Source organism: Aeromonas sp. ASNIH1 (genome assembly GCF_002934285.1).
Taxonomy (GTDB): Bacteria; Pseudomonadota; Gammaproteobacteria; order Enterobacterales; family Aeromonadaceae; genus Aeromonas; species Aeromonas caviae.
Genome location: NZ_CP026228.1, coordinates 4082520 through 4096488, shown reverse-complemented (window position 1 = coordinate 4096488; position 13969 = coordinate 4082520). Strand labels below are relative to the sequence as shown.

The 13969-nt window shown below is 57.8% G+C and carries 16 protein-coding genes; 1 reads left to right on the top strand and 15 read right to left on the bottom strand.

Going from position 1 to position 13969, the window contains the following annotated elements; genetic code table 11:
* Positions 1-56: 56 nt before the first annotated feature.
* Positions 57-1487: a 16S rRNA (cytosine(1407)-C(5))-methyltransferase RsmF gene (gene rsmF, locus C2U37_RS19890; RefSeq protein WP_104453285.1), complete on the top strand. Its 1431-nt coding sequence runs from the start codon at positions 57-59 to the stop codon at positions 1485-1487.
* 234 nt (positions 1488-1721) lie between these two features.
* Here the strand turns inward: rsmF and C2U37_RS19885 are convergent, their stop codons facing one another.
* From C2U37_RS19885 to yceD, 15 genes are all read right to left on the bottom strand, one after another.
* Complete coding sequence (locus C2U37_RS19885) at positions 1722-2006, bottom strand: RepB family protein (protein ID WP_104452940.1); 285 nt, start codon at positions 2004-2006, stop codon at positions 1722-1724.
* Positions 2007-2169: 163 nt separating this feature from the next.
* Entirely contained in the window at positions 2170-3198 is a 1029-nt protein-coding gene (locus C2U37_RS19880; protein ID WP_104452939.1) for a site-specific integrase, read from the bottom strand.
* 301 nt (positions 3199-3499) lie between these two features.
* Positions 3500-4279: a TatD family hydrolase gene (locus tag C2U37_RS19875; protein WP_029314537.1), complete on the bottom strand. Its 780-nt coding sequence runs from the start codon at positions 4277-4279 to the stop codon at positions 3500-3502.
* A 12-nt stretch (positions 4280-4291) separates the two neighbouring features.
* On the bottom strand, positions 4292-5239 hold the full coding sequence (holB, locus tag C2U37_RS19870) for a DNA polymerase III subunit delta' (RefSeq protein ID WP_010674747.1): 948 nt from the start codon (positions 5237-5239) through the stop codon (positions 4292-4294).
* Positions 5224-5865 (bottom strand): dTMP kinase, encoded by a 642-nt coding sequence (gene tmk / locus C2U37_RS19865; RefSeq protein WP_010674746.1) that lies wholly within the window; start codon positions 5863-5865, stop codon positions 5224-5226. Before tmk ends, holB begins: the two co-directional genes overlap by 16 nt.
* On the bottom strand, positions 5865-6866 hold the full coding sequence (gene mltG, locus C2U37_RS19860) for an endolytic transglycosylase MltG (RefSeq protein WP_029314535.1): 1002 nt from the start codon (positions 6864-6866) through the stop codon (positions 5865-5867). Before mltG ends, tmk begins: the two co-directional genes overlap by 1 nt.
* Positions 6856-7662, bottom strand: coding sequence for an aminodeoxychorismate lyase (gene pabC, locus C2U37_RS19855; RefSeq protein WP_182721850.1), 807 nt, complete (start codon positions 7660-7662; stop codon positions 6856-6858). The genes mltG and pabC overlap by 11 nt, the downstream gene beginning before the upstream one ends.
* Before the next feature lie 66 nt (positions 7663-7728).
* Positions 7729-8970 (bottom strand): beta-ketoacyl-ACP synthase II, encoded by a 1242-nt coding sequence (fabF, locus tag C2U37_RS19850; RefSeq protein WP_010674743.1) that lies wholly within the window; start codon positions 8968-8970, stop codon positions 7729-7731.
* A gap of 81 nt (positions 8971-9051) precedes the next feature.
* Positions 9052-9288: an acyl carrier protein gene (acpP, locus tag C2U37_RS19845; protein ID WP_005300909.1), complete on the bottom strand. Its 237-nt coding sequence runs from the start codon at positions 9286-9288 to the stop codon at positions 9052-9054.
* Positions 9289-9445: 157 nt separating this feature from the next.
* On the bottom strand, positions 9446-10180 hold the full coding sequence (gene fabG, locus C2U37_RS19840) for a 3-oxoacyl-ACP reductase FabG (protein ID WP_010674742.1): 735 nt from the start codon (positions 10178-10180) through the stop codon (positions 9446-9448).
* Between the two features lie 13 nt (positions 10181-10193).
* Complete coding sequence (fabD, locus tag C2U37_RS19835) at positions 10194-11129, bottom strand: ACP S-malonyltransferase (protein ID WP_010674741.1); 936 nt, start codon at positions 11127-11129, stop codon at positions 10194-10196.
* A gap of 66 nt (positions 11130-11195) precedes the next feature.
* A complete protein-coding gene (locus C2U37_RS19830; protein ID WP_104452937.1) occupies positions 11196-12155 on the bottom strand; it encodes a beta-ketoacyl-ACP synthase III in 960 nt (319 codons plus the stop codon).
* A 6-nt stretch (positions 12156-12161) separates the two neighbouring features.
* A complete protein-coding gene (plsX, locus tag C2U37_RS19825) occupies positions 12162-13181 on the bottom strand; it encodes a phosphate acyltransferase PlsX (protein ID WP_010674739.1) in 1020 nt (339 codons plus the stop codon).
* Between the two features lie 9 nt (positions 13182-13190).
* Positions 13191-13358: a 50S ribosomal protein L32 gene (gene rpmF / locus C2U37_RS19820; protein ID WP_005300935.1), complete on the bottom strand. Its 168-nt coding sequence runs from the start codon at positions 13356-13358 to the stop codon at positions 13191-13193.
* Between the two features lie 20 nt (positions 13359-13378).
* Entirely contained in the window at positions 13379-13900 is a 522-nt protein-coding gene (gene yceD, locus C2U37_RS19815; RefSeq protein ID WP_029314532.1) for a 23S rRNA accumulation protein YceD, read from the bottom strand.
* Between the last annotated feature and the right edge of the window lie 69 nt (positions 13901-13969).

Below are 13969 nucleotides of genomic sequence, written 5' to 3'. Positions count from 1 at the left end.
GGGCCGCGCACTGTGGTAAGATGTCGCCCCTCATTTTGGGTCAGCGAGATTGCGCCGTGCACGACAACACCTACCTCCCCGATCACTTCCTGCGTCACATTGCGGAGTTCATGCCATCCCATCTCTCCATGGAGGCATTCGTGGCGAGTTGCCGGCAGCCGCTGCGGCGCAGCATCCGGGTCAACACCCTCAAGATCACGGTATCCGAGTTTGTCGCCCGTATGGCGCCGCTTGGTTGGCAGCTGGATCCCGTGCCCTGGTGTGCAGCCGGCTTCTGGCTCACCCGCAGCGATGAGAGCGTTCCCCTTGGCAACACGGCCGAGCATTTGTGCGGCCTCTTCTATATCCAGGAAGCGAGCTCCATGTTGCCGGTGACGGCGCTCTTTGCCAGTGAGCAAACCAGACGGGATGGCATGTTGCTGGACGCGGCCGCCGCCCCTGGTTCCAAGACTACCCAGATCGCGGCGCTGATGGAGAACCGCGGCATGCTGATCGCCAACGAGTTTTCCAGCAGCAGGTTGAAAGTGCTGAGCGCCAATATCCAGCGCTGCGGTGTGACCAACGTCGGCATGACCCATTTCGATGCCAAGGTCTTTGGCCAATGGCTGCCTGAAACCTTCGACGCCATCCTGCTCGACGCCCCCTGCTCCGGCGAGGGGACGGTGCGAAAAGATGAAGACGCGCTGCGCAACTGGAGTCTCGAGAGCATCGACGAGATTGCCGCGGTGCAGCGTGGCCTGCTGGAGAGCGCTTTTCACGCCCTCAAACCCGGCGGCGTACTGGTCTACTCCACCTGCACCCTGAGCCTGCAAGAGAACCAGGACGTCTGTCAGTCGTTGCAGGAGAAGTTCGGTGATGCCTTCAGCTTTGACTCGTTGGCCGATCTCTTTCCGGGAGCGGAGAAAGCCTGTACACCGGAGGGATACTTGCACGTTTGGCCCCAGATCTTCGACAGTGAAGGCTTTTTCGTCGCCCGGTTACGCAAGCATCACTCCGTACCCAACACCATGTTCAAACCGGGCAAGCTCGGCAAGTTCCCCTTCTCGCCGCTGCCAGAGAAAGAGGCCGGCCCCATGCTGCGGGAGATTGAAGGGAATTTTGGCATCGTGCCCCATGGCCAACTGTTTGGCCGCAATGACGAGATCTGGCTCTTCCCTCACGCCTTCGAGCAGGTACAGGGGAAGCTGCGTTTCGATCGCATCGGCATCAAGCTGGCTGAAACCTTCAAGAAGGGATATCGATTGACCCATGAATGGGCTCTGGCTTACGGCCATGAGGCGAGCAAGGGATGCGTCGAGCTGGATGCCGCCAATGCCCGTGAATTCATGATGGGACGAGATGTCTGGCCAGAGCAGGATGCCGGGAGTGGGGAAGTGATCGTTCGTTACCAGGGGCACCCGCTCGGCATGGGGAAATGGGTGGGGAGTCGCATCAAGAATGCCCTGCCCCGGGAGCTGGTACGGGACAACAACCTGTTCAATGCGTGAGAGTGGGGTCGCTCGAGCAAAAATAGCGCCTGTTCGAGTCTTAAAAACCCCCACTCTGGTTGAACTTTTATCCGGTTCTTGAAATGCCTAGAGCCTTGTCTAAGCTTAAGGCTATCCGCATACCAGTTAGCGCACGGCTCTGCAAGGAGCCAATTCCCCTATGCCAGGTACAAGGAATTCGTACCTGGCTTTTTTTTTCTTCCTTTTTCAACCATGCCGGCACGATACCATCGTCTATTCGAGCATGTCTGCCGACTCGGGGACATCGCTCTGCTGCGCGTTGGTCGTTTGTTGCAGTTCGTGCTGATAGAGCAGATCGATTGCCTGCTCGATGAGGGATGCCTGACTGTCTTCCAGATGCAGGCCGAGTTCATGCAGTCGCTCGGCGTGACGATTGCTTATCCAGCACTGCAACCGGCTGTGACTCTCCTGCTTGCGCTTCACGTGCTGGCGTTGGCGTTCGGCGTTCTCTTGAGCGGCGCTTTTCTTCAATTCCTGGCTATCGTGACCTTCCGACATGTCTATATCGTGAATGTTATCTCTCATTTTTCGTTGGCATCTTCTACGAAAGTAAATCGGATTACGACTCCCCCACCGTCATGATGTCTGTGGAGGACGGATTGAATATACCATCAGATCAACAGGATAGCATTTAACATAAAAAAAGCAGAGGCGCGGTTTTCTATAACAACCCATCCAGGGCGTGATCCGAGAACTTGTGTGCATCGTCGAAATATTCCTGCAAGGTGCGCATGTCCTTGTGCCTTGTCACCTCGATGATCTTGTTCATCGGCTTGCCCGCCGTCACCGCCGAGGTGATGAACCCCCGCCGCAAACTGTGGCCACTGACGTGGAGATCGTCGATGGCCTGGTCGGTTCGCCGCTTGATCATCAGGTTGATACCTTGCGGCCCCAGGGGGTCTGTCATCAGCTGTCCCCAGCGATTCATTCGACGAAACAGGGGGCCCTCAGCAATTCGGCTTTTTTTCAGCCATTGTTGCAGTGCAGACACTGGGCAATACCGGGTACCTGGAATGAGTGCTATCTCCGATTCATGGAGCTGATGTTTGCTTGGTTTGAGACGAAGGCGTATCCCCTGCCCCACAAACTGCACGTCATTCACCTCGATCCTGGCCGCTTCCGACCGGCGCAAGGCGCCACTGAACATCAGGAGCAACAGGGTGTAATCCCGAAGTCCCGCCAGGTTGCTGGTATCTATCTCGTCCAGCACGCAGGCCAATGGTTTCAGGGTCAGCGCCCCCGTTTTGCGTTTGCGGTTATCACCGAGCCGTACTATGCCCCGCATCATCTCCTTGATCTCCGCATGCTCGGTCGGCATGGGGTGGATCCCCTTCTGCTTGAAGGCATAACGAATGCCGGCAAGCCGTCTTACCAGGGTGGCCGGTTTGCGAGGTTCCCCGTTGCGAAGTTCCCCCTTTCCTTCTTCTTTGTCCAGCCAGACCCAGTTGGCCAGGATGCCATCGGCCTGATCCGCCAGAAAATTCATGATGTCATGATGTGTCGTCTGCAAGGGATCCAGCCCGTGGAGCTGGCACCAGGAGACAAAGATGCGGGTATCTGCCTGATAGGCATTGAGGGTGGAGTCGGCTTTGGCGCTGCGCAGGAAGCGTCTTGCCCGGCTGTTCAGCTGAGGATCGAAGACGCTCTGCAAAGATTGCTGAACTGGGTTTTGAAGGCGTGGGTAGTTCACTTAACTATATGATTTAAAGCGGAGTTTCGGTGGATCTTACAGGATCATCCAGATCTATCAAGTATCGATAATGAATATTATCGATACTTATGAAGAGTGCTTTAACCCATTTCAGCTCCCTCATTTATTTCTCAAGTACCCTGTCATCTCTACTCCGTTTTATCAGGATTGTGGATTTAATCTCATCAGTATCCACCGCAAAAAAAAGTGAGAGATAACAACTTGGCGTGATTGTTTTTGGATGGGTAATGATAATGCTGATTGTCATAGTAAAACGCCCCGCTATGCGGGGCGTTGTCTGTTATCGCTTTGCCAACTTGAACAATTCGAAGAAATTGTGGCTGGTGGCCTCCGCCAATTCAGCGAGCGATATCTGGCGAAGATCCGCGATAAATTGGGCGACGTCGCGAACAAAGGCCGGCTCATTCTCCCTCCCCCGGTGCGGAACCGGTGCCAGATAGGGAGAGTCGGTTTCAACCAGCAGTCGCTCCAGGGGCAACGCCTTGACCACGGCCTGCAGGGCTGAGGCGTTCTTGAAAGTGGCTATTCCCGAGATGGAAATGTAGAACCCCATGGCCATCGCGGCCTCGGCCATTTCGAGGGACTCGGTGAAGCAGTGCAGCACTCCGCCCACCTGTTCGGCCCCCTCCTCTCGCATGATCCGCAGCGTGTCTTCCTGGGCATCCCGGGTGTGGATGATGAGCGGTTTGTTCAGTGCCCGGGCTACACGAATATGTTCGCGGAAAGAGGCTTGCTGTACATCCTTGTTTTCCGGTGAATAGAAGTAGTCGAGCCCGGTTTCGCCGATGGCCACCACTCTCTCATCGGCCGCCTGAGTCAGCAGCAAGGCAGCATCCACCCCGGGATCCTGATTGAGCGGGTGGACACCGCAGGAGGCAAACACCTGGGGATAGGGAGCGATGGCCTCCATCATGGTCGGGAACTGGGCCTGGGTCACACTCACGCAGAGAAAATATCCCACGCTCTGCTGCGCCGCCTTGGCCAATACATCGGCCATGTCGGTCTGCTTGGAGCCATAACTCAAGCGATCGAGATGGCAATGGGAATCAACGAGTAACATAGACAACCTTGTTTATAACCAGCGATTGAGCCAGTTCATCAAATGGATGGTGGGATTGGAAAGCTGCCCTGGCTGACAAGCCTCTTTCAGCATAACCAGCTGCTGTTCGGCTTCCAGGAGCCGTTCGCTGGAGTGTTTCTCTGCCAGTTGCTGGCTGAGTGATGCAAGATCCGGCATTGCCAGTTGATGATGGCCGCAGCCAGCCTGAAGCTTGAGGGCATCACACAGGAAGAGCTGCAACCAGTGCTGCCGGACCTGAGTATCCTCGGCCAACTGGGCACAGACATTCGCCGCACGGGTGGGGGCCGATGCCAGCGAGACAAATCCGTCGAGCAATGCCCGTCTGGCATCATCTTGCTGTGCTTCGATGTAGCTCAGCACCCGCAGCGGCGCACCCTGGCAGATCCGCACCTGGGCCTGGGTGGCCTGATGGCCCTGCTCGGCGAGCCAGGCAAGGGTCTCCCCCTCAGAGGGGAGCTGGCAGACATGCTTGTGACAACGGCTCAAGATGGTGGGGAGCAGGCGAGATACCCGGGATGCGATGAGCAGCAACAGACTGTCGCCAGCCGGCTCTTCCAGCGTCTTCAGCAAAGCATTGGCGGCAGACTCCGTCATGCGCTCCGCCTCCTGAATGATCACCACCTTGCCGCGACCGAGCTGGGATGTGCTCTGGAGGCGGCTGCAAATCTCCCGGATGGCTTCGACACCTATGGTCTTGCCCTCGGGCCCCAGGGTGCCAAGATCCGGGTGATGCCCCTTCTCAAACAGTTGGCAGGAGTGGCACTGACCGCAAGGCTCACCTCGTTGTGGATGCTGACACAGGTGCAGTCGCGCCAGTCGCTCTGCAAGCTGCTCCTTGCCAAGACCAGGATCTCCTAGCAGCAACCAGGCGTGCCCGAGCCGTCCGGCCCGGGCCGTCTCGCTCAGGGCATGCCAATCCGGGATCAGCCAGGGATACATAGCCCCTCGCTTGCCAGATAATGCTCAAGGGCAGCCTCGATGGCGGCTTTGACTTGCGCCGGGGGCAACCCGGCATCGATGATCTGGATGGAATCATCGGCGGCCGCCAACTCGAGGTAACGCTGGCGGGTACGTTCAAAGAAGCCGATCTGCTCCAGCTCAATCCTGTCCAGCTCGCCGCGATGGCGGGCCCGCTGCAGGCCGATGGCAGGATCGATGTCCAGATAGAGCGTCAGATCCGGCTTGAAATCCCCGAGGACCGCCCGTTTGATGGCGCCGATGAGGTTCGCATCGATGCCGCGGCCACCCCCCTGATAGGCCTGGGAGGAGAGATCGTGGCGATCGCCCACTACCCAGATGCCGTCTGCCAAGGCAGGCTTGATCCGGGTCTCCACCAGTTGTACCCGGGAGGCGTACATCAACAGCAGCTCGGCCTCGACTGTCAGGCGCTCGTCGTGCACTTCCTTGACGATGGCCCGCATGCGTTCCGCCAGCGGCGTGCCGCCCGGCTCCCGGGTGCACTCGATCCGCGCAACTCCGTGGGCTTGCAGATAGTCGGTCACATAGCGCACCGCAGAGCTCTTCCCTGCCCCTTCCAATCCTTCAATCACGATAAATTTAGACATTAGGGTTTCTTCAATATGTATTCACGCACCGCCCGATTGTGTTCATCGAGGGTCTTGGAGAAGTAGTGGGCACCGCCCCCCTTGGCAACGAAGTAGAGATAGTCGGTCGATTTGGGGTTGAGCGCCGCCTCGATGGAGGCCTTGCCCGGCATGGCGATGGGCGTCGGAGGCAGACCGTCGATCACATAGGTGTTGTAGGGGTTCACGTCGGTTAAATCGCTGCGGCGAATGTTGCCATCGTACCTCTCCTTCACCCCGTAGATGACGGTAGGGTCGGTCTGCAACTTCATGCCAAGGCGTAGACGGTTGACGAACACAGAGGCAATCTGGGCTCGTTCATCCGGTTGGCCCGTCTCTTTTTCGATGATGGAGGCCATGATGAGCGCCTCATAGGGTGTCTTGTAGGGCAGATTGGCCTGACGCTTCTCCCAGGAAGCCTCCAGGAACGTTTTCATGTCCTGATAGGCGCGGCGCAGGATGGAAAGATCGCTGGCATGAGTGGTATAGGCGTAGGTTTCCGGCAGGAACCACCCCTCCAGCTTGCCATTTTCGATGCCGAGTTCCTGAGCCAGCTCGGTTTCGCTCTGCTCCAGAGTCAGGCGCTCCAGATAGGGGGCGCTGGAAAGTTGCTTCAGCCAATCCTCAAAACGGGACCCTTCGACAAAGGTCAGGCTGAAGTGAAACTCCTTGCCGGAAGCAAAGAGAGAGAGAGTCTCCTTGAGCGGCGCCCCTTCCTTGATTTCATAGGTGCCGGACTTGATGGCCACCAGTTCGGGATGACCGCGCAACCAGAGGCGCACCGCCCAGGGGCTGGTTTCCCCCTCTCCCAGTTCGGCAATCAGGCGCGCCGCATGGGCGCCTTTTTCGACGGTAAAGAGGCGGGTTGGCCCCTTGTTGGTGAGCGTCTCCACCTGTTGCCACTTGTGATACACGTACCCTCCGGCAACGGCGACAGAGAGTGCCGCCCCCGCGAGCAGGGTGTAAAGCCGATTAAACTTCAATGACCAAGCGCTCCTGTAAACGGCGGATCAATACCGGACTGGGATAGTGCATATCCCCGATGCTGGTGACCGGGACAATCCCCATCAGGGTATTGGTCAGCCAGACCTCTTCCGCCTGCCAGAGTGACTCCAATGGAGCTTCAACGACACGCAGTTCAATGCCCATCTGTTTAAGCATCGTCATCACGCGCTTGCGCATGATGCCATCGATCCCGGCGCGGGTGAGATCCGGTGTGAACACCGTCCTGCCGCGACGCCAAAACAGATTGGCGCTGACCCCTTCTACCAGAAATCCCCGGCTGTTCAAGACTATACCTTCGACCCCGCCGCGCGCAGCAAGTTCGCGCTTCAGCATCACTTGTTCGAGGCGCCCCAGCGTCTTGAGACCGGCGAGCATGGGACTGTCCCCAAGATGCTGCTGGCATACCAAGGCATTGATGCCGGTTTGCTGCCAATCATGATAATGCTCAGGATAAGGTGCCAAAGAGACGATGCGAGTGGGCGTGTCACAGCCTGCGCCGTCATATCCCCGCCCACCGGCGCCCCGGGTCAGCATTATCTTGACGACAGCCTGTGCCTGCCCAGAAGCCAGCTGCGCCGCCTCGTCGGCAAGCAGGTCCCAGGAGTGCTCGCCAAAACCAAGCCGGGCGTTGGCATGTTGCAGCCGGGCCAGATGGTCCTGCCACCAGAGTACCTTCCCTTCCCTCACCAGCATGGTTGTGAAATGACCATCACCGTATGCCAGCCCACGATCCCTGGCTGACAGTGTTTCTGTGGGTATTCCATTAATCAGCAAGGGGATCCCTCCGATAAAAAAGGCCCGATACTGCCGTATCGGGCCTTATCATTCGCCCAGAGCGAATTATACGCGTTTGAAGATCAGGGAGCCATTGGTGCCGCCAAAACCGAAGGAATTGGAGAGGGCATATTCGAAGCTGCCAGCCTTGGCAACATGCGGCACCAGATCCAGGTCGCACTCATCATCCGGCTTGTCCAGGTTGATGGTGGGAGGCACCATCTGGTCACGCAGAGAAAGCACAGTGATGATCGCCTCGATGGCGCCAGCCGCACCCAACAGGTGGCCTGTCATGGACTTGGTGGAACTGACCATCAGGGCGCTGGCATGGTCACCAAACACCTTCTTCATGCCGCGCAGCTCTGCCACATCCCCAAGGGGCGTGGAGGTACCGTGGGCATTGATGTAACCGATCTGCTCGGGTGCGATGCCAGCATCCTTGATGGCGTTCTTCATGGCGCGTGCGCCACCATCGCCGTCCGAGGGAGGGGCCGTCATGTGATAGGCATCCCCGCTCATGCCAAAGCCGACCAGCTCGGCATAGATCTTGGCGCCGCGGGCCTTGGCATGTTCATACTCTTCCAGCACCAACACGCCGGCACCGTCGCCCAGCACGAAACCGTCGCGATCCTTGTCCCAGGGGCGGCTCGCCTTCTGCGGTTCGTCATTACGTGTGGAGAGCGCCTTGGCAGCGGCAAAGCCGCCCATGCCCATGGGGGTGGAGGCTTTCTCGGCACCACCGGCAACCATCACGTCCGCATCGCCATAGGCGATCATCCGGCCAGCCATGCCGATGGCATGGGTACCCGTGGTACAGGCGGTAGTCACGGCGATGTTCGGGCCCTGCATGCCTTTCATGATGGAAAGATGACCGGACACCATATTGATGATGGTGGACGGAACGAAGAAAGGGCTCAGCTTGCGAGGGCCGCCATTGATGAGGCTGCTGTGGTTCTGCTCAATCAGACCCAGACCGCCGATACCGGAGCCGATGGCAACGCCTACCCGCTCCGCGTTCTCTTCGTTGATGATCAGGCCGGAATCTTCCAGGGCCTGAACACCCGCCGCCACGCCATACTGGATGAAGAGATCCATCTTGCGGGCTTCTTTGCGGTTGATGCCGAACTCTTCGGGGTCGAAATCCTTGACCAGGCCTGCGAAACGGGTTGCGAACTCGCTTGCATCAAAGTGGTCGATGAGGGAAATGCCGCTCTGCCCGTTGAGCAGGGCTTGCCAGCTGGATTCGGCAGTGTTGCCTACCGGGGAAAGCATCCCCAAGCCGGTCACCACGACTCTGCGTTTTGACACTGAGGTAGTCTCCGAGAGGTGTTTTGAAAGGGGTAAACATAAAAGAAGCGGCCCTTGGGCCGCTTCTTTCAGAACAGGAACTTATTCCTGATTAGCGGTGATGTAGTCGATAGCCGCTTGAACAGTGGTGATCTTCTCGGCTTCTTCATCAGGAATTTCGGTATCGAATTCTTCTTCCAGCGCCATTACCAGTTCAACGGTATCCAAAGAGTCAGCGCCCAGGTCGTCGACGAAGGAGGCAGCGTTCTTCACGTCTTCTTCTTTAACACCCAGTTGTTCGATGATGATTTTCTTTACGCGTTCTTCGATGTTGCTCATGACCTGAATTTTCCTTTAAAAATACGCTATTGCGTCTGGTTGGGGTAGTGTATTCAATTGACGTGAGTTTGCAAGTGACTTGCCGCTGGTCAAACCACGAAATTCGCCAAACTTCGGCGTATTATCGCAAATTTGAACAGAACTCACGACAAATTGATTACACCATGTACATCCCGCCATTAACATGCAGGGTTTCGCCGGTAATATAGGCGGCATCATCCGATGCCAAGAATACCACAGCGGCAGCAATTTCTTTCGGATCGCCCAAACGGGCAGCAGGCACCTGATTCATGATGCCGGCGCGCTGCTCTTCATTGAGCGCCTTGGTCATGTCGGTCTCGATGAAACCGGGAGCAACCGCATTCACCGTGATGCCACGAGATGCCACTTCACGGGCCAGCGACTTGGTAAAGCCAACCAGACCAGCCTTGGCAGCAGCATAGTTGACCTGACCGGCGTTGCCCATGGTGCCGACCACGGAACCGATGCTGATGATGCGACCGTTACGCTTCTTCATCATGGCACGCAATACCGGCTTACTCAGACGGTACAGGGAGGTGAGATTGGTGTCGATGATCTCGTTCCACTCGTCATCCTTCATCCGCATCAGCAGGTTGTCGCGGGTAATGCCGGCGTTGTTGATCAGGATGTCGATGTCGCCAAAACGCGCCTTGATGGCGGCGAAGACGGTTTCGATAGATTCCTGACTGGTCACGTTCAGTGCCATGCCGCAGCCTTGTTCACCCAGGTAAGCACTGATCGCCTCGGCACCGCTCTCGCTGGTCGCGGTCCCCACGACTTTGGCGCCACGAGCAGCAAACATCTCCGCAATCGCACGACCAATGCCACGGCTGGCGCCAGTGACCAACACAACCTTATCGGTAAAACTCATGACTTGCTCCTGTTTACTTGATCTGGGCCAGTGCCTGCTCGAACGAGGCGGCGTCGTTGGCGTGAATACCTTCCACTCGCGCATCGATACGCTTGGCCAGGCCGGTCAATACCTTGCCCGGGCCCATCTCGATCTCGAGGGTAACACCGTCGTTTGCCATGCGCTCTACCGTTTCAGTCCAGCGAACCGGGCTGAACAGCTGACGCACCAAGGCTTGCTTGATGGCGGCAGGATCCTGCTCACAAGAGACGTCAACATTATTGATGACGGCGATGGCAGGAACCTTGATCTCGATCCCATCCAGGGCGGCGGCCAGCTTTTCTGCGGCCGGTTTCATCAGGGCGCAGTGGGAGGGCACGGAGACCGGCAGCGGCAGGGCACGCTTGGCACCTGACTCTTTCATCAGCACGTTGGCACGCTCGACCGCCTCTTTGTGGCCGGCGATGACCACCTGACCCGGAGAGTTGAAGTTGACCGGAGAAACCACCTGCCCCTGGGCCGCTTTCTCACAGTTGGCAGCGATGCTTTCGTTGTCCAGACCGATGATGGCAGCCATGGCGCCAGTGCCTTCCGGTACGGCTTCCTGCATGGCCAAACCACGCAGCTCGACCAGCTTGACGGCATCGGCAAACGCCAGCGCGCCGCTGCACACCAGGGCGGAGTATTCCCCCAGGCTGTGGCCGGCCATCACGGCAGGGGTTACCCCGCCTTGTTGTTGCCACAGGCGCCACAGCGCGACGGAGGCGGTCAACAGCGCTGGCTGGGTACGCCAGGTTTTGTTGAGATCCTCGGCCGGGCCTGCCATCACCAGGGCAAACAGGTCATAGCCCAGCACCTGGCTCGCCTCGGCGAAGGTCTCTTTAATCACTGCGTGTTGCTCGGCCAGCTCGGCCAGCATGCCGACGCTCTGGGAGCCTTGTCCCGGGAAGGCAATGGCAAATCGGGTCATCATTGATTCCTTTAAGGTAAGACGAATTCGGTAAGCGGGCGCCCGAGGACCGGGCACCGCTCGGTATCAGAGGCGAACCAGCGCAGAGCCCCAGGCAAAACCGCCGCCGAAGGCTTCCAGCAGGACCAGCTGGCCGGGTTTGATGCGACCATCGCGCACCCCTTCATCGAAGGCGATGGGCACGGAGGCCGCGGAGGTATTGCCATGACGATCCAGGGTCAGGATCACCTTGTCGAGCCCCATGCCGAGTTTCTTGGCGGTGGCATTGATGATGCGGAAGTTGGCTTGATGGGGCACCAGCCAGTCCAGCTCGCTCGGCTCGACGTTGGCCGCAGCCAGGGTTTCGGTCACGATCTCGCTAAGGCGTGTCACCGCCACCTTGAAGACATCGTTGCCCTTCATGTACATGTAGGCTTCGAGCTCAGCACCCGGCATGCCGCGACGGGGCTGCGGCAGTTTGAGCAGCTCGCCATAACGGCCATCGGCATGCAGATGGGTGGAGAGGATCCCAGGAGTGTCGCTGGCACCGATGACCACGGCCCCTGCCCCATCCCCGAACAGGATGATGGTGCCGCGATCCTCGGGATCGCACATGCGTGACAGCACGTCCGCACCGACAACCAGCACGTGGCGAGCAGCGCCGGATTTGACGAACTGATCGGCGATGGCGAGAGCATATGTAAAGCCGGCACAGGCGGCGGCTACGTCAAACGCCGGGATCCCCGGTACGTCAAGCAGCCCCTGCAGTTCACAGGCAGCAGCTGGGAAGGCATTCTCTGCGCTGGTAGTGGCCAGCACTATCATGTCCAGATCGGCGGCAGTCAGACCTGCCGCATCAAGCGCACGCAAGGCCGCTTGATGAGAAAGGGTCGCGACGGTTTCGTCGGCTCCGGCGATACGGCGTTCACGGATCCCGGTGCGTTCCACGATCCATTCGTCCCTGGTTTCAACCATCTGTTCAAGATCGGCGTTGGTACGAACCGAACTCGGCAGATAACTGCCAGTACCCAGAATTTTGCTATGCATAGAGTTTTATAAATCCCTGTCGGAAAAGACAGATTCAAGGCGATCTGCAATTTGCAATGGAAGTTGATGTCTGGCTTCTTGTGCGGCCAGCAGAATCGCATGACACAGAGCGCGGCGCTCGGCCCGCCCATGGCTTTTTACCACAATGCCGCGCAATCCTAACAGACTCGCGCCATTATACTGGTCGGGGTTCAGGTAAGAGAAACGCCGTTTGAACATAAATCCGGCGAGTCGACCAAGAAAACTGCGTTTTTTGCGCGGATATCCGGCCAGTTCGGCCATCATCCGCACCACCCCCTCCGCGGTCTTGAGCGCCACGTTGCCCACGAAACCGTCGCAGACGATCACGTCGCACTCGCCGCTGAAGATCCTGTCCCCCTCAATGAAACCGACAAAATTCAGGGCGGAGCATTGGCGCAGCAACTCGGCGCTGTGGCGCACCAGGTCGTTGCCCTTGATCTCCTCCTCCCCTACGTTGAGCAGTGCCACTCTGGGTGAAGGTATCCCCTCCACCTTCTCTGCGACTACGGCGCCCATCACGGCAAATTGCAGCAGGGTGTCGGCATCGCAGCTCACGTTCGCACCCAGATCCAGCATCACGGTCCGCTTTCCACTCAATGTGGGCAGCGCCTTGATGAGGGCTGGCCGGTCAACACCGGGCAAGGATTTGAGCACGCACTTGGCCATGGCCATCAAGGCACCGGTGTTGCCTGCACTGACACAGGCATCGGCAGCGCCGCTCTTGACCAGATCCAGGGTCACGCGCATGGAGGAGTCTTTCAGGGTACGCAGCGCCACGATAGGCTTTTCGCCCATGCCCACGACCTGGGAGGCATGCACGAGACGAACGCGAGGGTGGTTGAGCAAGCCATGTTGCTGCAGAAGAGAGGCGGTCTGGTGTTGATCACCGACCAGAACAAGTTTTAGCTGGGGTAGAAGAGACAGTGCCTGCACGGCGGCAGGCACTGTTTCCGAGGGGCCGATATCTCCCCCCATTATGTCTAGCGCGACAGTTTGCGTAGACAAAGGCAATCCTTAAGCGATTACCTTTTTACCGCGGTAGAAACCATCGGCAGTCACGTGGTGACGACGATGAATTTCGCCACTGGTCTGATCAACAGTCAGGGCAGCGGTGGTCAGCGCATCGTGGGAACGACGCATGCCACGCTTGGCGCGGGTTTTACGGTTCTGTTGTACGGCCATGGTAGGCTAACTCCTAAAATTCACTTACGTTTGAGCGCTTCAAGAACTGCAAAGGGATTCGGCCGCTCATCAGCAGGTTCGATTTCACCCCAGGTCATCTCCATGTTTCCTCTGGGACACACATCCACCGGATGCATGGCTACCTGAGGCAACGAGAGGATGAGTTCATCCTCCAGGATTTGATGAAGATCTATCTCGCCGTTTTCGTCCAACTCAATGGGCTCATAAGCTTCCGGCAGTTCTTCCTCGTTTGTTCTTTCGAACAGCGGAGTGTAAATAAAACTAGCTTCACAAAGGTGTTCAAACGTCTCACCACAACGCTGGCAAACCAGGTCGACCTTGGCATGGGCAGTGCCTTTCATAACGGTCAACTTCTGGACATCTTTGCCAAAGTGCAGTGTGACATCCACATCACTTCGCAAGCCTTCGGTTGATTCCTCCAGCCTGGGCATCTGCGACTTTTCCACTATCCCGACATAATCGAGTAGCTTCAAGGCATTACGGACTGGATCAACCTTAACGGGCAACTTCACCTTTTGCATAGGGCGCGAATATTATAGGTCCAACAAGGGATAGTCAAAGGAAAAAGTCCTTACCGCCGATGATTTTAC